The following is a 20,710-nucleotide window of genomic DNA, read 5'->3' as shown; positions in this document are numbered from 1 at the left end:
ATGCCCGCCGACCGATGCGACCTCGACCACACCCTCGCCTGGGAACACGGCGGCCATACCGCGCTGACCAACCTCGCCCCACTGTGTCGCGGACACCACACCGTCAAACACCACGGTGGCTGGCAGGTGCGCCAACTCAGCGAGGGCACCTCTTCCGGATCGCTCGAATGGATCTCCCCCTACGGACGCCGGTACGTGGTCGCGCCCGAACGCACCCTCCCCGTCTTCACCCACTGACGCGTGCTCGGCTCCGGCGGAGGTCGTGGGCCGAGAGAGAATGGGAGGATGACCTCACCGCGCCCCGTGCTCACTCTCGTCGGCGGTCCCACGGCGATCATCGAGTACGCCGGCATCCGCGTCCTCACGGATCCGACGTTCGACGAGCCGGGTGACTACCCGTCGGGAACGGTGACGCTGCACAAGCTCACCGGTCCTGCCCTGACGCCCGAAGACGTCGGCCGGATCGACGTCGTGCTCCTGTCGCACGACCAGCATCCCGACAACCTGGATGCCGCGGGCCGCGCGTTCCTGGCGCGCGCCACCACCGTGCTCTCCACGCCCGCAGCGGCCTCGCGCATCGAGGGCATCCACGGCCTCGCGTCGTGGCAGTGCCACACCGTCGGCAGTGTCGAGATCATCGCCGTCCCGGCTCTCCACGGTCCGGCCGGCGCCGAGGAGCTTTCCGGGCCGGTGACGGGTTTCGTCCTGCGCGCCGCGGGCGAGCCCGTCGTCTACGTCTCCGGCGACAATGCCGATAGTGCGCTCGTCGCCGAGATCGTCGAACGCGTCGGCCCGATCGACATCGCCGTCCTGTTCACCGGTGCGGCCAACGTCGGGCGTTTCGGCGACAGCGACCTCACCCTCAACGCGCGCACCGCGGTCGAGGCCGCACGGGCGTTGGGCGAGGCGATCATCGTTCCGGTGCATGCCGAGGGATGGCACCATTTCACCGAGACGATCGACCGCCTCGAGCGTGAGTTCGCCTACGCGGGACTCGCCGACAGGTTGCGTGTGCCTGCCGCCGGCGTGCCGTTGCCGCTCTGACGCGGTTCGACCGGTGTCCCGGAGACGAGGTCGGCGACCGTGAGCGTGCAGAGCGCCGGATGCCGCCGCGTCGCGGTCGTGATGGACCGGACCAGCATCGCCGTTCGCGCACCGGGCGGGCATGCGGGCTGACGGAGTCGTCGCGCGATGCCCGCGTCGATCGCGCCGAGCGTGTCGCGGTGGGCATCGAGGGCGTCGTGACCGTCCGTGTCGCCGCCGCGGTCGTCGTCCGCGAGCCAATCGATGACGCGTGCGATGGTCCACTCCGACTCAAGTGGCATGGTGGCTGGCTGATTCTGAGGAAGGGGGGTCACAGGGCGGCGGGTCATTGGACCAGAATCGGTCTCGATGAACGCTCACGACAGGGCCACTTCGCCGCGAGTGGTCACACGATTGGCCGATACGGACCGTGCCGCAGCGGTGTCTCCCACGGCGCTGGCGGCACGGCTGGGTCGCTGGGCCGACTCCGATGGGTCTCTGACGGCGAGTCTGGCCGCTGCTCTGCGGGCGCTCGTGAGCTCGGGAGAACTGCGCCCGGGTGACAGACTGCCCTCGGAGCGCGCGCTCGCCGCGGCCGTCGCGGTATCGCGCGGCACCGTGGTCGCGGCCTACGCCGCGCTCGCCGACAGCGGCGTGCTGGAACGGCGTCAGGGCAGCGGCACGCGCGTCGCGGGCGCCGCGATCGCGCTGCCGGCCCGGCGCTCGCAGGGCGAGAGCCTCTTCCAGGCCGCGCCCGCCGCCATCGACCTCCTGCGCGCGGTGCCGCGCATCCCTGCGCGCACGATCGAGATCGTGCGCGGGTTCGATGCCGCCCTCGTCGCCGCGACGGCCACCGATTCCGACCCCGCGGGCCTGCCCGAGGTGCGCGAGCGTATCGCGCGACTGCTGACCGACGACGGCACGCCGACGACGCCCGAGCAGGTGATCGTCACCAGCGGCGCCCAGCAGGCGCTGAGCCTCGTGATCGACGAGCTCGTCGCGCCGGGCGACGTCGTGCTGAGCGAGGAGCTCAGTTGGCCGGGTCTCGTCGACCCGGTCCGGCGGCGGGGAGCGCGCGTGCACGGGGTGCCGATGACGCCGGACGGCGTCGACGTGGAAGCCCTGGAGGCCGCGATCGTGGCCCTGCGCCCTGTCCTCATCGCCCTCAACCCCCACCACCACAACCCGACCGGATCACGCATGCCTCCGGCATCGCGTCTGGCTGTCGCTGAACTCTCCGCCCGCTACGGCGTGCGTGTCATCGAAGACCGCGTACTCGCGAGCATCTCCTTCGACGGCGTCGTTCCCGTATCGCTCGCGGCGCTGCGGCCGGATGCGCCCGTGATCGTCGTCGACTCGTTGTCGAAATGGGCGTGGCTGGGACTGCGCATCGGGTGGGCGCGCGCTGATCCCGTGCTCATCCGGCGGCTGCGCGCATCGCGGCAGCTCGTCGACCAGGCCGCCAGCCTCCCGGCGCAGCACTTGGCGTTGGGTCTTCTCGACAACGCGCCCGCCCTGCGCCGCGACGCGAGCGCCACCCACGCCGCGGCGCTGGAGCGGTTGGTCCCGATGATGCACGAGCACCTTCCGGGCTGGACCTTCGACGTGCCGCGCGGCGGGCTCTCGCTCTGGGCGCGCCTGCCCTCGGGTTCGGCGACCGCATTTGCGCGGCGTGCGGCTCTGGCGGGCGTCGCGGTCGCCGGCGGGTCGGAGTTCTCGGCATCCGCACCCGCCGACGACCACCTCCGCATCCCGTTCACCTCTCCCGACGAGCTGCTCCACGCCGCGATCGAGCGGCTCGGGCGGGTGTGGCGCGCGGAGTGATCACCCGGCCTGCGGAGCTGTCGCCTCCACGGTCTTCGACAGTCGCAGCCACGTCTCGACGACCGTGTCGGGGTTGAGCGAGACGGACTCGATCCCCTCCGCGACGAGCCACTCCGCCAGATCGGGATGATCCGACGGTCCCTGCCCGCAGATGCCGACGTACTTCCCTGCCGCACGGCACGCGCTGATCGCCATCGACAGCAGGCGCAGCACGGCCGGATCGCGCTCATCGAACGTGGAGGCCACGAGCGCCGAATCGCGATCCAGGCCGAGGGTCAGCTGGGTCATGTCGTTCGACCCGATCGAGAATCCGTCGAAGAACTCCAGGAACTGATCCGCGAGCAGCGCGTTCGAGGGCAGCTCGCACATCATGATGACCTTGAGGTCGTTCTCGCCTCGGCGCAGGCCGTTCTCGGCCAGCAGCTCCACGACCGCGTGGCCCTCACCGACGGTGCGGACGAACGGCACCATCACCTGCACATTCGTGAAGCCCATCTCGTCGCGCACGAACCGCAGCGCCTCGCACTCCATGTCGAAGCAGGCGCGGAAGTCGGGCGAGATGTAGCGCGAGGCGCCGCGGTAGCCCAGCATCGGGTTCTCCTCGTGCGGCTCGTAGAGCTCCCCGCCGACGAGGTTGGCGTACTCGTTCGACTTGAAGTCACTGAGTCGCACGATCACCGGCTCGGGCCAGAACGCCGCCGCGATCATCGACACGCCCTCCGCGACCCGCCGCACGAAGTAGTCGCGCGGCGCGTCGTAGGCGGCGGTCGCGTCGGCCACGCGGGCGCGCAGCTCGCCGTCCAGCGCGTCGAACTCTAGCAGCGCTCGCGGATGGATGCCGATCTGTCGGTTGATGATGAACTCCAGCCGCGCCAGCCCGACACCGCGGTGAGGCAGCCGTGAGAACGAGAAGGCCTGATCGGGCGTGCCGACGTTCATCATGATCTTCACCGGCGCCTCCGGCATGGAATCCAGCCGGGTCACCTCCTCCTCGAACGGAAGGATGCCGCGGTACACGAACCCCGTGTCGCCCTCCGCGCACGAGACGGTGACCTCCTCTCCGTCCACGAGCGCGGCGGTGGCATCGCCCGTGCCGACGACGGCGGGAATGCCGAGCTCGCGCGCGATGATCGCGGCGTGGCACGTGCGACCGCCGCGATTGGTCACGATGGCACTCGCGCGCTTCATGATGGGCTCCCAATCGGGATCGGTCATGTCGGCGATGAGCACCTCACCCGGCTGGAAGTCGGCCATCTGGTCGAGACTGCGCAGCACTCGCACCGGTCCCGCGCCGATGCGCTGACCGATCGCCCGCCCGGCCGTCACGACCTCACCGCGCGCGTCCAGCACGAAGCGGCGGATGACCCCGGCTTCGACGCGCGAGACGACCGTCTCGGGTCGAGCCTGCAGGATGTAGAGCCGACCATCGACGCCGTCCTTGCCCCACTCGATGTCCATCGGCCGGCCGTAGTGCTCCTCGATGATCAGCGCCTGGCGCGCGAGCTCGACCAGGTCGGCGTCATCGATCGAGAACCGTCGACGCTCTGCCGTCGGAACGTCTTCGAACCGCGTCGAGGCTCCCGCTTCGCGCGCATCGGTGTAGCGCATCGCGATGGCCTTCTCGCCGACCGAGCGCTTGAGCACCGCCGGACGGCCCGCGCGCAGTGCCACCTTCGAGACGTAGAACTCGTCGGGGTTGACCGCTCCCTGCACGACGGCCTCGCCGAGTCCGTACGAACTGGTGATGAAGACGGCGTTCTCGAAGCCCGACTCGGTGTCGACGGTGAACATGACACCGGCAGCGCCCACGTCGGAGCGCACCATCTTCTGGATGCCGACCGACAGGGCGACCTCGTCGTGGTCGAACCCGTGGTGAGCGCGGTACGCGATGGCGCGGTCGTTGTACAGCGACGCGAACACCGAGCGGATCGCAGCCAGCACGTTGTCGATGCCGGCGACGTTGAGGAAGGTCTCCTGCTGCCCGGCGAAAGAGGCGTCGGGCAGGTCCTCAGCGGTCGCCGAGGAGCGCACCGCGAACGAGGCATCGGGGTGCTCCGCCGTCAGTCGCTCGTACGCGGTGCGGATCGACGACTCGAGATCTGCGGGAAAGGGCTGCTCCTCCACCCACGCCCGGATCTGCGTGCCGGCGTGGGTGAGGGCCGCGACATCCTCGACATCGACCTCGGCGATCGCCGCCGCAATGCGTTCGCGCAGCCCGCCTTCGGCCAGGAACTCGCGATAGGCGTCGGCGGTCGTTGCGAAGCCGCCGGGAACGCTCACCCCGGCGGCGGCGAGGTGCGACACCATCTCGCCGAGCGACGCGTTCTTTCCGCCCACGGCGGGGAGGTCGGCCATGCCGAGCTGGTCGAACCAGAGGATGCTGCTCATGTGTCGGGCCTTTCGGTGGGAGGGGCGATGCTCAGGCGCGGAGCTTGAGGGACTGCATGATCACGGCGGACATCTCCTCGACGCTCTTGGTCGACGAGTTCACGAACGGGATATGGGTACGCCGGTAGAGGTCCTCGGCGCGCCGCAGCTCGAGGGTGCACTGCGCGAGGCTCGCGTAGGTCGAGTCGGGCCTGCGCTCGTGACGCACCTGGCTGAGTCGCAGCGGTGTCGTCGTCAGCCCGAAGCAGCGCGCCGCGAACGGGGCGATCGCTCGCGGGAGGCCCTCGGTGGGAAAGTCGTCGTCGGTCAGCGGGTAGTTCGCCACGAGAAGCCCGTACTGCAGTGCCAGGTACATGGTCGTCGGCGTCTTGCCGCAGCGCGACGGCGCGACGATCAGGACGTCGGCCTGATCGAGAGCGCGCATGCTCTGACCGTCGTCGTGCTCGATGGCGTATTCGACCGCGCGCATCCGGGCGAAGTACTGCTCGGTGTCGCCGACCGTGTGGAAGGAGCCGAGCTGCTCGGACGCGGTCGTTCCGAGCGCCGCCTCCAGCTCGGTGAGGTGGCCGCTCAGCAGATCGATGTGCGTCGCCCGCGCGCCGCCGAGCACGCGCGCCACGGCGGGGGAGCGCACGGTGTGGAACACGAGAGGGTGCATCCCGGCATCCGCCGCTCGGTCGATCTCTCGGGCGACCGCGGCGGCGCCCTCGGCCGAGTCGACGAACGGCACGGTGTGGTGACGAAACGACACCCCCGGGAAGTTGACGAGCAGAGCCCGCCCCAGCGTCTCCGCGGTGATGCCTGTCGAGTCGGAGACGAAGTAGGCGGCACGGGGCGTGGTGGTCACGTGCGCTCCTCGTCGTCTCGGCGGATCCCGACGGCAGATCGGGCGGCGGTCCTACGACCGATTGCTTCGAGGCTACGAAAGATGACGTATCTCTCCGCTCGCTCTCAAGTGAAAGAATGCCGCTTCTTGTCGTTCGGGCAGGATTTCGCCCCGCGTCAGGACCGGAGCTCGCGACGGCGCATGCCCGCAAGCGCGATGAGGGCCGCGGATGCCGCGACCACCACGAGCACGGCGACGCCGCGCGGATCGACGCCGTTTCCGCTCGGTACGGGAGCGGCGGCGAAGGGCGAGGCGTCCACGAGCGACGAACTCAGACCGAAGAGCGGGCCGAACAGCGCGACGACGGCGGCGACGGCCAGCAGCGCCCACGCGAGCACGACCGCCGCACGCGGAAGCGCGACCACCAGGGCGGCGGTCACCGCGGCGAACAGGCAAGCCGGGACGATCTGCCCGGCACCGGCCACCGCCGCATCGCGCAGGAGCCCGCCATCGACGCCCCCGGTAAGCGCTCCGACAGCGGCGCCGACGATTCCCGCCACGATCGTGAGGACCGCGGCGGTCGCGGCGACCGAGATGTGGTCGGCGAGCCACCGCGTGCGTGTGAGTGCGGTACCGAGGACCAGCTCCGCCGTCCCGCGGGTCTCGTCCTGGCGCGCGCGCAGAGCGGTCTGTGTTGCGGCGCACGCCGCGATGACTCCGAGCATGACGAAGAAGATCACGACCAGACCGCGTGAGAGGTCCTCGGACGTTCCGCTCAACGCCTCCAGCAGCGCGGTGACGGCCGCGTTCCCCTGGCCGATCCGCCCGGCAAGACCGGCGAGCGACGTCGACAGAATGCCGACGAGCATCCCTGCCACGATCCAGCCGACAGCCGCAGCACGGCTCTGGCGCACCACCAGCGCCAGATGTGTCGCGAAGCCCGGTCGCGCCTCGGCGCGACCGACGCGTGGCGGGACGAAGGAGGCTCCCAGGTCGCGGCGCGCGTGCAGCAGGGCGCACGCGCCGAGGAGGAGGAACGTCGCGAGTGCCGCGGCCGCCAAAGGAAGGGGGTCGTCGGCATCGAACGGGCGGGTGTTCTCGGCCCAGCCGAACGGCGAGAACCACGTCAGGGCGGAGCTCGTCATCCGGGTGAGGTCGGCGTTCGGCGTCCCGAGCGCATTCCCGGTGCCGGCAAGGGCGAACGTGCCGACCAGGATCCACACCGCCAGCGCGTTGGCGGCGCGCGAGGAGGGCATGAGTTCGCCGGCCACGAGCCCGACGCCGAGGAAGACCGTGCCGACGAGTGTGCAGCATGCTCCGGTCAGTGTTGCTCCCGCCGGTGGCGCGCCATTGCCGATGAAGAGGAGAGCGACCACCGCGCCTGAGAGGACGGCGACGCCGATGCCGTGCACGGCGGTCGAGGCGAGCGGCGCGGTGCGCCCGGCCGGGGTGGCCGACACCAACTCGAGACGGCCGTCCTCCTCATCCCCGCGGGTATGGCGCACCGCCAGAAACGAGCACATGAGGGCGACGACGAGCAGCAGCCAGGGCAGCAGGAGGAAGGAGACCAGCTGCGACTCCGACGCGCCGGAAGGAAGCCCACGGAACAGGAGCACGACGGGGTTCGTCATGACCGTGGCCAGCAGAGCCAGGCGTTCCTGCTCGTCGCCGTATGACCCCCGCACGCCCGGATATCCGGCCGCGGCCAGGGCGGCGAGTCCGAGGATCCAGACGGTGAGCGATACGGCGTCGCGCCGCAGGCGCTGGCGCAGCAGCAGCCCGAACGGTCTCACCGCCGGGCGCCTTCGCTCGGCTCTGCGCCCACGCCGTAGTGGCGCAGGAACAGCTCCTCCACCGACGGCGGCGCGATGCGCAGTCCTTCGGCGCCGAGCTCGGCGAGGCGGGGCAGAGCCAGGGCGACGGCATCGCCGGCGAGCGTCAGCGAGATCCGCCCGCCCTCCTCCCGCACGTCCTCGGCGCCGGGCACGGTCGCGGCTGTAGCCGGGGTCGCGCGCGCGGATGCCGCGAACGACACCTCGGTGCGCGTGAGATGGCGCATCTCGGCAAGAGAGCCCGTGTCGACGATGCGCCCGGCCCGTACGATCGACACCCGGTCGCAGAGCAGCTCGACCTCCGAAAGGATGTGGCTCGACAGCAGCACCGTGGCGCCGGCATCCCGCACTCGCGCGACCTCCTGGCGGAACACCACCTCCATCAGCGGATCCAGACCGCTCGTGGGCTCGTCGAAGATGTAGAGCTCGGCAGGGACGGCGAAGGCGGCGATGAGCGCGACCTTCTGCCGATTGCCCTTCGAGTAGGCGCGTCCCTTCGTGCGGGTGTCGAGCTGGAAGGCGTCGCACAGTCGCCGCCGCGCGGTGGCGTAGTGCGGGCCGGTGCCTCCGCCGCGGAGGCGACTGAGCAGATCGATGGCCTCGCCGCCGGAGATGTTCGGCCAGAGACTCACGTCGCCGGGAACCGGCGCCACCCTTCGATGCAGACGCGCGGCATCGCCCCACGGGTCGGCGTCGAGTACGGTCGCCGTGCCCGAGGTGAGACGTGCGAGGCCGAGGAGGATGCGGATGGTGGTCGACTTGCCCGCGCCGTTGGGGCCGAGGAAGCCGTGCACCTGGCCCGCCTCGACGACGAGGTCGAGCCCGTCGAGGGCGTGCACGCGGCCGTAGTGCTTCGTGAGGGCGTCCGTGCGGATGACGGCTGTCATGCGCCGGATGCTACGCCGAGGGCGGGTGCCGCGGTAGATGCGACACCCGCCCTTTACCCCCGGTGCGTCGAGGACTGCGCTCAGATCTGCGAGCGCGGCCCGGGTTCGACGATCTTGTTGAAACCGGTGACCGGCTGGTTCTCATCGAACGACACCACGGGGCGACGGAACCCTCGGGTGAGGAAGACGAGATACACGAGCCCGAGCCCCGTCCAGATGAGGCCGACGATGAGCGCGTGGTCGTCCAGGTTCACCCACAGCAGTCCGGTCAGCGCCATGCCGATCGCGGGCATCACGATGTAGTTGATGATGTCGCGCGGCGTCCGTCGACGTCCCTGGCGAACCGCGAACCAGGCGATCACCGAGATGTTCACGAAGGTGAACGCGATGAGGGCGCCGTAGTTGATGTAGTCGACGATCTGATCGAGGGTGAAGGCGATGGCCGCCAGGCTCACGATGCCGACCAGCACCACCGTGAAGGCGGGTGTGTGGGTGCGCGGACTGATGTAGCCGAAGAAGCGCTTGGGCAGCACGCCGTTGCGGCCCATGACCAGCAGCATGCGCGCGACCGACGCGTGCGAGGCGAGCCACGACGCCAGCGTGGCTGCGAAGCCCGCCGCCGTCAGCACCGACTGCAGCACGATGCCGCCGACCTGCGAGCCGATCTCCGGCAGCGTCGAGTCGGCGATCGCCTCGGGCGGGAACGCCTCGTGGGCCGGGAAGCGCAGCTGCGTGAAGTAGGCCGCGACGAGGAAGATCGCGCCGCCCACCAGCACGGTCAGCAGGATCGCGCGCGGCATGGTCTTCGGGTTCTTCGCCTCCTCCGCGTACATCGTCACCGCATCGAAGCCGATGAACGAGAAGCAGACGATGGTCGCACCGGCCAGCACCGCGCCGAACTCGACCTCGGGGTGGAAGAACGGCTGCACGGAGGCGACCGTGCCGGCGCCGGCGCCCTGCACCAACTGCACGATGACCATGACGACGAACACCGCCATGACCACGATCGAGAAGATCAGCAGGATCATGTTGACGTTGGAGGTGCCGCGCATCGTCAGGTAGATGATCCCGGTGACGCCCGCGGTGAAGGCCACGACCCACACCCATCCCGGGATGTCGGGGAAGAGCGCCTCCATGTAGCTGCGCAGGATCAGGGCGTTGACCATCGGCAGCAGCAGGTAGTCGATGAGCGACGTCCAGCCGACGAGGAAGCCGAGGCTCGGGTGCATCGACTCGCGGACGTAGGTGTACGCGGAGCCGGCGCTCGGGATGACGCCGACCATCTTGCCGTAGCTGATCGCGGTGAAGCCCATGACGACGAGGGCGAGCGCGTAGGCGGCGGGGACGACGTTGTTGGTCTCCACGGCGACATTGCCGAAGGTGTCGAACACGACCGTCGGAGTCATGTAGCCGAGGCCGAGACCGACGATGGACCAGACTCCCAGAGAGCGCGCAAGGGTGGCGGAGCGAGAGGATGCCGACGTGGCGGCCAGTGACTCGTTCGTGATTCCTCCTGATGGTGAGGTGTTTCGGGTGCTCGAATACTAGGGTCGCCCTGTTTCGTTTGTGTAGCGTCGCCGTCACCTCCGATGACGCGTGGGCACCATGTTCGGACGATTCGACCGGGGATCGCCCGTTCGCGGACGAAGGGTGTGGGCTCAGACCCCGCGTAGCCCGTCGGTGCGCTCGAAGATGAGGCTCGTGTTGGTCGCCGCGACGATGGAGTGCGTGGAGAGGTGGTCGGTGACGAAAGAGCGCAGGTCGGCGCTGTCGCGCCCGCGGAAGTGGATCACGAAGTCCTCCGCGCCGGCGACATAGAAGTACTGGGCGACGTCGGGGTGGGTGCGCAGCTCCTCGGCGAAGCGGGTCAGCTGCGCGCGTGCCCCCGGGCGGATCCGCACCGAGACCAGAGCCTCGGTGCGGTACCCCAGTGCTCCCGGATCGACGTCGATCGTGAAGCGACGGATCACCCCGCGCGATACGAGGCGCGAGATGCGTGCGTGCACGGTCGACGCCGCGACGCCCAGGGTCGCCGCAAGACGACTCAGCGGCTGGCGGGCATCGTCGCGCAACTCGTCGATGAGTCGGAGATCGGCGGCATCCAGCGAAGAATTCGCGGCAGAAGTGGACATGTGCCGAGCATAGTTCGACGAGATCCGCAAGTTTGAACGAATCTTCGGCGGCCCTTGTCGAGAGCCGGGCGGACTGACATCGTGATCGCGCTGCACCGCTCCACTCCCTTTCCCGCGGACCATGTCGAAGGAGTCCCGCCCATGATCATCGGTGTTCCCACAGAGATCAAAGACAGTGAGCGCCGCGTCGGCATGACGCCCACGGGGGTCGACGAGCTCTCTGCACACGGCCACCGGGTGCTCATCCAGAGCGGAGCCGGCGTCGGGTCGGGTTTCAGCGACGACGCCTATCGCGCCGCTGGGGCCGAGATCGTGGCCGAGGCCGCCGAAGTCTGGGGCGGCGCGGACCTTCTCGTGAAGGTCAAGGAGCCGATCGCGCCCGAGTACGGCTTCCTGCGCTCGGACCTGACGCTGTTCACCTACCTGCATCTGGCCGCCGCGCCGGCGCTGACGACCGCTCTCCTGGATGCCGGTACCACCGCCATCGCCTACGAGACGGTGCAGCTGCCCGACCGGTCGCTGCCGCTGCTGGCCCCGATGAGCGAAATCGCCGGCCGACTGTCGGTGCAGGTGGGCGCGCAGCAGCTGCTCGGTCCGGCCGGGGGACGCGGCATCCTGCTCGGCGGCGTGCCCGGCACACCGCGCGGCCGTGTCGTCGTGATCGGCGGCGGCGTCGCCGGCACCCACGCCGCACAGATGGCCGTGGGACTCGGCGCGCACGTGACCATCGTCGACCTGTCGATCCCGCAGCTGCGCCGGCTCGACGAGCGTTTCGACGGCCGCGTCGACACGCGCGTGTCGACGCGTTCGACGATTGCCGACCTCGTCGCCGACGCCGACCTCGTCATCGGCTCGGTGCTGGTGCCCGGCGCGGCGGCGCCCAAGCTCGTGACGCTCGACATGGTCGAGCGCATGCGGCCGGGCTCGGTGCTCGTGGACATCGCGGTCGACCAGGGTGGCTGCTTCGAGGGGACGCATGCGACCACGCACACCGATCCGACCTACCGGGTGCACGACGCCATCTACTACGCCGTTGCCAACATGCCGGGAGCGGTGCCGTTGACCTCGACCCTCGCTCTCACCAACGCGACGCTGCGGTACACGCTCGCGCTCGCCGATCGAGGCACCGATGCGGCGCTCGAGGCCGACGCCTCGCTGCGTGCGGGTCTGTCGATCCGCGGCGGCGAGGTCATCGACACCCGCATCCTCGCCTGACCTCGCCCACCAAGCTCGCGAGCCGCGACGTTTCTGCCGAGCCGCCATGTTTTCGCGTGTCGAAACATGGCGGCTCGGCGAGAAGATGGCGGCTCGGCGGGGTGGGGGAGGGGGGTCAGAGGCGGGACCAGGCTTCTGTGAGCACGGAGCGCAGGATCTGCTCGATTTCGGTGAACTCGGCCGGGCCGATGGTCAGCGGCGGAGCGAGCTGGATCACCGGGTCGCCGCGATCGTCGGCGCGGCAGTACAGGCCCGCGTCGAACAGCGCCTTGGAGAGGAAGCCGCGCAGCAGCCGCTCCGACTCGTCGTCGTCGAAGGTCTCCTTCGTGGCCTTGTCCTTGACCAGCTCGATGCCGAAGAAGTAGCCGTCGCCGCGCACGTCGCCGACGATCGGCAGGTCGAGGAGCTTCTCGAGCGTGGCGCGGAAGACGGGCGAGTTCTCGCGGACGTTCTCCAGCAGCTTCTCCTCCTCGAACACGTCGAGGTTCTCCAGGGCGACGGCAGCGGACACGGGGTGGCCGCCGAAGGTGTAGCCGTGCGGGAACGACAGATCGCCGTGCGCGAAGGGCTCGTAGACGCGGTCGCTCACGATCGTGCCGCCCAGCGGCGCGTAGCCGCTGGTGACGGCCTTCGCGAACGTGATCATGTCGGGCTGGTAGTCGTAGGCCTGCGCGCCGAAATAGTGGCCCAGGCGCCCGAAGGCGCAGATGACCTCGTCGGAGACGAGCAGCACATCGTAGCGGTCGCAGATCTCACGCACCCGCTGGAAGTAGCCCGCGGGAGCGGGGAAGCATCCGCCCGCGTTCTGCACGGGCTCGAGGAACACGGCGGCGACCGTCTCGGGACCCTCGAACTGGATCATCTGCTCGATGCGGTCGGCCGCCCACAGGCCGAACTCCTCGGGCGTCCCCCCGCCGAAGCCGGCCTCCGCGGCTCGATAGTAGTTGGTGTTGGGCACGCGGAAGCCGCCCGGGGTGACGGGCTCGAACATGTGCTTCATGACGGGCAGGCCGGTGATCGCGAGGGCGCCCTGCGTGGTGCCGTGGTACGCGATGGCACGGGAGATGACCTTGTGCTTGGTGGGCTTTCCCTGCAGCTTCCAGTAGTGCTTGGCGAGCTTGAACGCGGTCTCGACCGCCTCGCCGCCGCCCGTGGAGAAGAAGACGTGGTTGAGGTCGCCGGGCGCGAGGTTCGCGATGCGGTCGGCGGCCTCGATGCCCGAGGGGTGTGCGTACGACCAGAGCGGGAAGAACGCGAGCTCCTCCGCCTGTTTCGCCGCGGCCTGGGCGATGCGGGAGCGTCCGTGGCCGGCGTTGACGACGAACAGGCCCGCGAGCCCGTCGATGTAGCGCTTGCCGCGCGAGTCCCAGATATGGTGGCCCTCGCCCTTGACGATGATGGGCACGCCGGCGCCCTCGGTCATCACCGACTGGCGTGCGAAGTGCATCCAGAGGTGGTCGCGGGCCTTGGCCTGCAGGTCGGCGTCGTCGATGGTCATCGTGTCCCCCAGTTGTAGAGCTGACGGTGGAGTTTGAGGTAGACGAAGGTCTCGGTCGAGACCACCTCGGGAAGGGCGCGGATCTGCTCGTTGAGCAGGTCCATGAGGTCGTCGTCGTTCTCGCAGACGACCTCGACGAGCAGATCGAACGAGCCCGCCGTCGACACCACATAGCTGATGCCGGGCAGGGTCGACAGCCGCGCGGCGATGCCGCGGGTGTCGCCGGCGACCCGGATGCCGATCATCGCCTGACGGGCGAAGCCGAGCTGGAGCGGGTCGGTGACGGCCACGATCTGCATCACGCCCTGGTCGACGAGCTTCTGTACGCGCTGGCGCGTGGCGGCCTCGCTGAGGCCGACGGCCTTCGCGATCTCGGCGTAGGGTCGGCGCCCGTCCTCCTGCAGCTGCTCGATGATCGCTTTGGATGCGGCATCCAGCGGCTGTCGGCGCGAAGGTGCGGTTTCCGTCGTTTGAGGCATGATCGGCGACGATATCAATCGCGGCAGTGAATAATCAAGACTGATTCAGACGTCACCGGGCGGGCTCCCGTGCGACGTGCGGCGCTCAGTGCATGGTGTCGAGGATGCCGGTGAGGTCGTCGAACGTGGTGCGGGGGTTCAGGATCGCGAACCGGGCGTTGGGGCGGCCATCGTGGCTGGACGGCGTCACGAACGCGTGCTGCACGTCGAGGAGGCGCTGCGACCAGGCCTCGTAGTCGGCGCGCGTCCAGCCGTCGCGCTCGAACACGACCACGCCCAGCTGCGGCCGGCGCACCAGCGAGAAGCCGGAGCGCGCCTCGATCTCATCCGCGATCCGCCGGGCCAGCACGATCGAGGCGCTGACGGCCTCGCGGTACGCGGCCGCGCCGTGCGTGGCCAGCGAGAACCACAGCGGCAGGCCGCGGGCGCGACGGGTGAGGTGTGCGGCGTAGTCGGAGGGGCTGTAGTCGGAGCGGTCGGTCAGGGTGTCGAGGTACTCCGCGTGCTGGGTGTGCGCGCGTCGGCCCTGCTCGGGGTCGCGGTAGATGAGCGCGCACGCATCGAACGGGGCGAACAGCCACTTGTGCGGATCGACGATCACCGAGTCGGCCTGCTCGACTCCGGCGTACAGGTGGCGGGCGAGGGGCGAGAGCATGCCGGCGAGGCCGTAGGCGCCGTCGACGTGCAGCCAGATCCCGTGGGCGTGGGCTGCCGCCGCGACACCGTCGATGTCGTCGACGATGCCGAAGTTGGTCGAGCCGGCCGTCGCGACGACGGCGAAGACCTGCTCGTGCACGTCGGCGAGCACCGCCGCGACGGCCTCGCCGCGCAGCACGCCGTCGGCATCCGTCGGCACCGTGATGACGTCGACGTCCATGACGCGCGCCGCCGACGCGATCGAGGAGTGCGCCTGCGAGCTGCAGACGACCGCCCAGCGGGTCGGCGCGGCGGCACCGGTGTCGGTCCGGTGCGCGCGCGCCGCCTCGCGCGCGGCGACGAGCGCGGACAGGTTGCCGAGCGTGCCGCCCTGCACGAAGACGCCTCCCGCGGATGCCGGCAGGCCGAACTCGTCGGCCAGCCAGCGCAGCACCTCGTTCTCGGCGTGCACGGCGCCGGCGCCCTCCAGCCAAGAGCCGCCGTAGAGGGCGCTCGCCGACACGACGAGGTCGAAGGCCGCGGCCGCCTTCGTGGGCGCGGTCGGGATGAACGAGAGGTACCGCGGGTCGTCGGTCGTGATGCAGGCGGGGGCCAGCACGTGCGTGAACACGCCGAGCGCACGCTCGGCGCCGACCCCCTCTTCGGAGATCGTCCGCCCCGCCAGTCGGCTGAGTTCCGCGGCGGGCAGCGGCTTGTCCAGCGGGGTGTCCTGGGCGAGCAGGCGCTCGCGCGAGTAGTCGAGCACCAGGTCGACGATGCGCCGGGTCTCGGCGGTGACGTCGTGCATACGGGCGGCATCGGTCATGAATGATCCTCGGAGGAAGAAGGGGCGGGGGTGGATACCGGGAGGGCGGGAGTCCGCGGCGGCACCGGCCGCTCGTCGGTCAGTGTCTCGATCGCGCACCCGAGCCGCAGCAGGGCGGCATCGTCGCCGGAGCGCCCGGCGATCGTGAGTCCCACCGGCATCCGGATGTCGTCCATCAGCCCGAGCGGAACGGTCACCGTCGGGATGCCGAGGTGGCGGATCGCGAGGTTGCCGTTGGCGACCCAGACGCCGTTGCGCCAACCGAGGTCGGCGGAGGCGGGGTTCACGTCCATGTCGGCGGGGCCGACATCGGCGACGGCGGGGAAGACGACGGCGTCGAGGCCGAGGCCGTCCATCCACTCCTCCAGGTCGACCTCTCGCGTGCGCTCCAGGCCGCGAAGGCCGTCTTCGAGCTCGGGCATGTCGCGCCAGGTGATGCCCGGGTGCGCTCGCACCCAGTCGGGATAGCTCGGCAGGTCGTCGTCGAAGCCGTCGTAGCGGTCGGGGAGGGCGCCGGCGGGGTGCGGGAAGATCAGCGCGCCGTCGACGTCGGCGAGCGTGTGCAGCTTCGGGTCGCCGTTGGCGGCGAGGAAGTCGTCCCACGACCACGCCGACAGGTCGAGGATCTCGCGATCCAGGTAGGCGCGGGTCACGAGCCCCCGGGTGAAGATCGTCGGCGCTCCGGGCCGGTCGCCTTCGTAGTTCGACACGGCCGGGAAGTCGACATCGACGACTTCCGCCCCGGCGGCGGTCAGCGCCGCGCGGGTCTTCTCCCACAGCGCGATGATCGACGCGCGCGTCTCGATGCGCTGTCCGGTCGGCCCGCCGATGCCGGGTGTCGGAGCGGTCCCGGCATCCGGGTCGGCGTTGATGTACATGCGGGGTACGCCGATCCGCCGTCCCGCAGGCGTCGCGCCGTCGGCCAGGGCGGGGTACGACGCGGGGCGCACCGCGGACGGGCGCGGCAGCGGCACCCACGGCTGTGTCCGCCAGAAGTCGCCGCGCGTGTCGGGGTCGTCCGCGACGATGACGTCGAGGATCTCCAGCAGATCGGCCATCGTGCGCGCGTGCGGCACGACGACGTCTTGCGTGGGCACCAGCGGCCAGTTGCCGCGTGTGGAGATGACGCCGCGCGAGGGTGTGTAGGCGCACAGCGCGTTGTTCGAGGCCGGCCCGCGTCCGCTCGACCAGGTCTCTTCGCCGAGGCCGAACGCGGCGAACGAGGCCGCCGTCGCCGTTCCGGAGCCGTTCGAGGAGCCCGAGGCGAACGGGGCGGTGAGCCAATCGGCGGCGTAGGGGCTCTCGGCGCGGCCGTAGAGCCCGCGCTGCATGCCGCCGCCGGCCATCGGCGGCATGTTGGTCAGCCCCAGGCAGATGGCACCCCCGGCGCGCAGCCGCTCGATCGTGAAGGCGTCGCGCTGCGCGACGAGCGTGGCGAAGGCGGGCGAGCCGGATGCCGCGGTCAGCCCGCGGACGAGGTAGCTGTCCTTCGCGGTATACGGGATGCCGTCCAACGGCGAGAGCACCTCGCCGCGGGCGCGGCGGGCGTCGGAGGCGGCTGCTTCCGCGTGCGCGTCGGGGTTGCGCACGACGACCGCGTTGAGCGCGGTCGCGGTGTCGGGTCCGTCGTAGGCGTCGATGCGCGCGAGGTAGGCCTCGACGAGCTCGACGGCGGTCGTGCGCCCCGTCTCGAGGGCGGTGCGCAGCTCGGCGATCGAGGCTTCGACGACGTCGATCATCGCCGGACCTCCTGCCCGCCGAGCGCCGGCTGCTGCTGAGTGATGCAGTGGATGCCGCCGCCGCGCGCGAAGATCGGGCGGGCGTCGACCGTGACGATCTCGCGCCCCGGGTACGCATCGGCCAGGATCGCGCGGGCCTCGGCATCCGCTCTGTCCTCACCGAAGCCGCAGGCGATGACGCCGGCATTGACGACGAGGTGGTTGACGTAGCTCCAGTCGACGAAGCCCTCGTCGTCGCGCAGGGTCGCCGGCGCGGGCAGCTCGACGATCTCGAGGCGGCGTCCGGCGGCATCGGTCTGGCCGGCGAGCAGCTCGCGCAGCGCCGCGCTGACGGCGTGGTCGGGGTGTGCCGCATCGCGCTGGGTGTGCAGCAGCACGCGGCCCGGAGAGGGGAAGGTCGCCACGATGTCGACGTGGCCGTTCGTGCCGAAATCGTCGTAGTCGCGGGTGAGGCCGCGCGGAAGCCAGATCGCCGTCGTCGTGCCGAGGGTGCGGGCGAACTCCGCCTCGACGCGCGCGCGATCGGCGTAGGGGTTGCGGCGCGGGTCGAGCTGCACCGTGTCGGTGAGCAGCACGGTGCCCTCGCCGTCGACGTGGAAGCCTCCGCCTTCGGCGACCAGCGTCGAGGAGATGAGTTCTGCGCCGACCTCGGCCGCGACGATGCGGGCGTGCTCGGCAGAGCGTTCCCAGCGCGCCCAGTCGTGTGCGCCCCAGCCGTTGAAGATCCAGTCGACGGCGCCCAGGATGCCGGGGCGCTCGTCGTCCACGACGAAGGTCGGGCCGTGATCGCGCATCCAGAACTCGTCGACCGGCGCCTCGAGGATCGTGACCTCGCCGGGCAGCATCCGCCGTGCGCGCGCCGTCTCGGCGGGATCGACGATCATCGTCACCGGCTCGAACCGGGCGATGGCGGCGGCGACCTCCGTCCACGCGGCGTAGCCCTCCTCGCGCTCGGCGGCGCTGTCGCCGAGCGTAGGTCCCTCCACGGGGAAGGCCATCCATGTGCGCGCGTGCGGCGCGGTCTCGCTCGGCATCCGCCAGCTCATCGGCATCCTCGACTCTCGTCCGGCCCTGGAGTAGCTTATTGATCACATGATCAACTCATCGGAGGGTAGCGAGCGGATGCCGTCGACGTCAACTGCCGGACGGGCGCGGATGAGCGCCGATCAGAGGCGCGATCAGATCGCGGGCGCCGCGCGCGAGCTCGCGCTCGCCGAGGGGCTGGACGCGGTCACGCTGCGTGCCGTCGCCGCGCGGGTGGGCGTGGCCTCCGGGGTTGGTCGCCCACTACATCCCGAGCATGGACGACCTCGTCGCCGACACGTTCTTCGACATCGTCTCGGCCGAGCTCGACGAGGTGCGCGCGCTGCTTCCCGACGCGCCCGCGCCGGCACGACTGGGGGCGATGCTGCGCGAGACGCTCGACCCGCACCGCCGGGACGTCACGCTCGTCTGGGTGCAGGCGTGGGCGCTCGGCACGCGCAACGCCCCGCTCGCCGAGCGGGTGCGCACGGCGATGGATGCCTGGCGTGCCGTGATCGCCGCCGAGATCGCGCGGGGAATGGATGCCGGGGTGATTCCGATGGCCGATCCGGAGCCGCTCGCCTGGCATCTGCTGGCGATGATCGACGGGCTCGGTGCCCACGGGCTCGTGGGGTGGGGGTCGGACATCGATCCCGTCTCGCCGCTGCGACGAGCCGTCGCGGGACTGCTGCGCGTCGAGGTCGGTGCTCTCAGCGCGGACTGAGTCGGGCGCCGGTCTGTCTTCGCACGCCGCGCCAGGCGAGCGCTCCCCACGCGATGATCGCCGCGTGCAGGATGATGAACCCGAGGAACGGCAGGGGTGGGTACCCGCGCGCGATCATGTAGACGTCGTCGGCGATGCCGCGGACGACGCCCAGCGCGATCGTCAGCCAGAGCAGCGGCAGCCAGGCCATCGGGCGGCGTGAGCCGACCAGGAGGAACGCGCCGAGAACCAACAGGTCGAGGCTGAACACCAGCATCCAGTCGGCGAACCCCGTCACTGCGGTGCCCCCGGGGGTACCGTCGAAGTCGGGGATCTTCTGGCTCACCGTGGCCATGGTGACGACGGGGAGCCAGCTGAGACCGAGAAGAACGTAGACCACGCCCGTCACGCGATACCACCAGGTGAGACTCTTCATGTCGTGGTTCTCCTCGCCGGGAACAAGCGGGCGCGGTGTCTGCGAAACGACGAGCGTCCGACCAGCCTCCAGGCGGCTCGGGCGGGAGCGGGCAGTGCCCGAAGGAACGCCCCCTGCTCGGCGGCAGGCATGGACTCGAGCATGAATCCCAGCTGGATGAACAGCCACCGCGGCGGCACCGTGCGCCGTCCGTGGTGTTCGAGGCGCCCCCACTCCGCCGGCGTGAAGGACGTGGCGGCGACCGGCAGAATGTCGATCTCTTCCTGGCCGAGATGATCGTCGAGCGCCGCAGTGAGACGGTCGAGCTGCTCCCGCACCGCGATGGCCTCGCGGCGTCGCGCGCTGGCACGCCAGGCGTCGACGCTCGCGCCGAGAGCGGTCAGGTGCTTCTCGATCTCTGCGTGCTGGGCGCGCATCTGCCCGACGTGGAGGGCGCACGCCGGTGAGCGCCGCTCGAGGTCGTCCCAGAGGAACATGTCCTCGCCGTGGTGGTGGCTCTCCAGTGCGTGGGCGATCTGGCGCAGATGCCGCACGGCGAGCGTCGTGCGGCGGCGGTCGCCGTCGGCCACGGCGTCGACGACGCTCCCCGCATCGCGGAAGACCATGCGCAGGAAACGGTGGAACATCACGACGTCGGCGGTGTCGCATCCCCACGAGCCCGACCGGGGGTCGGCGTCGGGCTCGGTGGGTGATCCGGTCGCCGGAAGGCGTTCAGCAGCCACGGCGCCGGACCTGTATGCGGGCCGCGGCAGGGGCGGCAAGGAGAGACGGCACGAGGATTCCTCTCGGGAAATGGGTTGTGCGTCACACTATTCATTAGATCGTCAATCTAGTCAATACCGACTACAGTGGACGTCGAAGGGGGCACGATGAGCGGGAGAAAGCCGTACGCGTCGCCGTTGCGCGAGGCCGAAGCGGCGGCGACGCGGGCGCGGATCGTGGATGCCGCCGCGAAGCTGTTCGTCCGCGACGGCTACGCCGCCACGTCGCTGAAGGCGATCGCCGCTGCGGCGGGCGTGTCGGTGCAGACGGTCAATCTGCACGGGCCCAAGCATGCGCTCCTGGCCGCGGCGTACGAGCGCGCCCTTGCGGATCGTGAGGGCTGGGCGTCGCTGAACGACACCGACCCGATGCAGCAGATCATCGCGGAGCCCGATCCGGAGCGGCTCATCGCGATGTACGCGGCGTTCATGACCGCCGCGAACGCGCGCATCGCCGCGCTGCTGCGGACGCTGCGCGCCGC

At 70.4% G+C, this 20,710-nt stretch carries 20 protein-coding genes; 6 read left to right on the top strand and 14 right to left on the bottom strand.

Annotated elements, in window-relative coordinates; translation table 11 throughout:
- Both I5I_RS11785 and I5I_RS11780 read left to right on the top strand, forming a co-directional pair.
- The coding region (locus tag I5I_RS11785) for an HNH endonuclease (protein ID WP_036319692.1) at positions 1-237 on the top strand (237 nt) is incomplete at its 5' end.
- A gap of 48 nt (positions 238-285) precedes the next feature.
- Entirely contained in the window at positions 286-1,044 is a 759-nt protein-coding gene (locus I5I_RS11780) for an MBL fold metallo-hydrolase (RefSeq protein WP_036319689.1), read from the top strand.
- Here I5I_RS11780 and I5I_RS11775 read toward each other — a convergent pair.
- Positions 984-1,325 carry a hypothetical protein gene (locus I5I_RS11775; protein ID WP_036319686.1) on the bottom strand — a complete coding sequence of 114 codons (342 nt, stop codon included), beginning with the start codon at positions 1,323-1,325 and terminating at the stop codon, positions 984-986. The genes I5I_RS11780 and I5I_RS11775 overlap by 61 nt on opposite strands.
- A 139-nt stretch (positions 1,326-1,464) precedes the next feature.
- On the opposite strand from I5I_RS11775, the gene yczR reads away from it, so the two are divergent.
- Entirely contained in the window at positions 1,465-2,847 is a 1,383-nt protein-coding gene (yczR, locus tag I5I_RS11770; RefSeq protein ID WP_036319683.1) for a MocR-like transcription factor YczR, read from the top strand.
- Here the strand turns inward: yczR and ppsA are convergent, their stop codons facing one another.
- The 6 genes from ppsA to I5I_RS11740 form a co-directional block, all read right to left on the bottom strand.
- The gene (ppsA, locus tag I5I_RS11765; RefSeq protein WP_036319680.1) at positions 2,848-5,235 is read right to left on the bottom strand and encodes a phosphoenolpyruvate synthase; all 2,388 of its coding nucleotides are present in this window, start codon (positions 5,233-5,235) and stop codon (positions 2,848-2,850) included.
- A 31-nt stretch (positions 5,236-5,266) separates the two neighbouring features.
- Positions 5,267-6,082 carry a pyruvate, water dikinase regulatory protein gene (locus I5I_RS11760; protein ID WP_036319677.1) on the bottom strand — a complete coding sequence of 272 codons (816 nt, stop codon included), beginning with the start codon at positions 6,080-6,082 and terminating at the stop codon, positions 5,267-5,269.
- A gap of 155 nt (positions 6,083-6,237) precedes the next feature.
- Entirely contained in the window at positions 6,238-7,854 is a 1,617-nt protein-coding gene (locus tag I5I_RS11755) for a polyketide antibiotic transporter (RefSeq protein ID WP_036319674.1), read from the bottom strand.
- Entirely contained in the window at positions 7,851-8,780 is a 930-nt protein-coding gene (locus tag I5I_RS11750; protein WP_036319672.1) for an ABC transporter ATP-binding protein, read from the bottom strand. Before I5I_RS11750 ends, I5I_RS11755 begins: the two co-directional genes overlap by 4 nt.
- An 80-nt stretch (positions 8,781-8,860) precedes the next feature.
- On the bottom strand, positions 8,861-10,225 hold the full coding sequence (locus I5I_RS11745; protein ID WP_275427330.1) for an APC family permease: 1,365 nt from the start codon (positions 10,223-10,225) through the stop codon (positions 8,861-8,863).
- A 213-nt stretch (positions 10,226-10,438) separates the two neighbouring features.
- Positions 10,439-10,912: an Lrp/AsnC family transcriptional regulator gene (locus I5I_RS11740; RefSeq protein WP_239640108.1), complete on the bottom strand. Its 474-nt coding sequence runs from the start codon at positions 10,910-10,912 to the stop codon at positions 10,439-10,441.
- Positions 10,913-11,053: 141 nt separating this feature from the next.
- Here I5I_RS11740 and ald point away from each other — a divergent pair, with 141 nt between their 5' ends.
- Positions 11,054-12,127 carry an alanine dehydrogenase gene (gene ald / locus I5I_RS11735; RefSeq protein WP_036319666.1) on the top strand — a complete coding sequence of 358 codons (1,074 nt, stop codon included), beginning with the start codon at positions 11,054-11,056 and terminating at the stop codon, positions 12,125-12,127.
- 115 nt (positions 12,128-12,242) lie between these two features.
- Here ald and I5I_RS11730 read toward each other — a convergent pair whose 3' ends face one another.
- The 5 genes from I5I_RS11730 to I5I_RS11710 all read right to left on the bottom strand — a co-directional run bounded on the left by I5I_RS11730 (position 12,243) and on the right by I5I_RS11710 (position 18,351).
- Positions 12,243-13,625: an aspartate aminotransferase family protein gene (locus I5I_RS11730; RefSeq protein WP_036319663.1), complete on the bottom strand. Its 1,383-nt coding sequence runs from the start codon at positions 13,623-13,625 to the stop codon at positions 12,243-12,245.
- Entirely contained in the window at positions 13,622-14,104 is a 483-nt protein-coding gene (locus tag I5I_RS11725; protein ID WP_036319660.1) for an Lrp/AsnC family transcriptional regulator, read from the bottom strand. Before I5I_RS11725 ends, I5I_RS11730 begins: the two co-directional genes overlap by 4 nt.
- Positions 14,105-14,189: 85 nt before the next feature.
- Complete coding sequence (locus tag I5I_RS11720) at positions 14,190-15,566, bottom strand: pyridoxal phosphate-dependent decarboxylase family protein (protein WP_036319657.1); 1,377 nt, start codon at positions 15,564-15,566, stop codon at positions 14,190-14,192.
- Entirely contained in the window at positions 15,563-17,305 is a 1,743-nt protein-coding gene (locus I5I_RS11715) for an amidase (protein ID WP_036319655.1), read from the bottom strand. The genes I5I_RS11720 and I5I_RS11715 overlap by 4 nt, the downstream gene beginning before the upstream one ends.
- Positions 17,302-18,351, bottom strand: a complete 1,050-nt coding sequence (locus tag I5I_RS11710) for an agmatine deiminase family protein (RefSeq protein ID WP_036319652.1) — start codon at positions 18,349-18,351, stop codon at positions 17,302-17,304. The genes I5I_RS11715 and I5I_RS11710 overlap by 4 nt, the downstream gene beginning before the upstream one ends.
- A 254-nt stretch (positions 18,352-18,605) precedes the next feature.
- Here I5I_RS11710 and I5I_RS11705 point away from each other — a divergent pair, with 254 nt between their 5' ends.
- Positions 18,606-19,052, top strand: a complete 447-nt coding sequence (locus I5I_RS11705; protein WP_239640107.1) for a TetR family transcriptional regulator C-terminal domain-containing protein — start codon at positions 18,606-18,608, stop codon at positions 19,050-19,052.
- Here I5I_RS11705 and I5I_RS16100 read toward each other — a convergent pair.
- Positions 19,039-19,467 (bottom strand): BphX family protein, encoded by a 429-nt coding sequence (locus I5I_RS16100; RefSeq protein ID WP_051039603.1) that lies wholly within the window; start codon positions 19,465-19,467, stop codon positions 19,039-19,041. The genes I5I_RS11705 and I5I_RS16100 overlap by 14 nt on opposite strands.
- On the bottom strand, positions 19,464-20,189 hold the full coding sequence (locus I5I_RS11695) for a hemerythrin domain-containing protein (protein ID WP_051039602.1): 726 nt from the start codon (positions 20,187-20,189) through the stop codon (positions 19,464-19,466). The genes I5I_RS16100 and I5I_RS11695 overlap by 4 nt, the downstream gene beginning before the upstream one ends.
- 147 nt (positions 20,190-20,336) lie before the next feature.
- Here I5I_RS11695 and I5I_RS11690 point away from each other — a divergent pair.
- Positions 20,337-20,710: TetR/AcrR family transcriptional regulator (locus I5I_RS11690; protein WP_036319649.1), on the top strand; the 374-nt coding region annotated here is incomplete at its 3' end.

The sequence above is a fragment of the Microbacterium sp. B24 genome (assembly GCF_000333415.1).
Taxonomy (GTDB): Bacteria; Actinomycetota; Actinomycetes; order Actinomycetales; family Microbacteriaceae; genus Microbacterium.
This window is presented reverse-complemented; position numbering and strand designations above follow the sequence as displayed.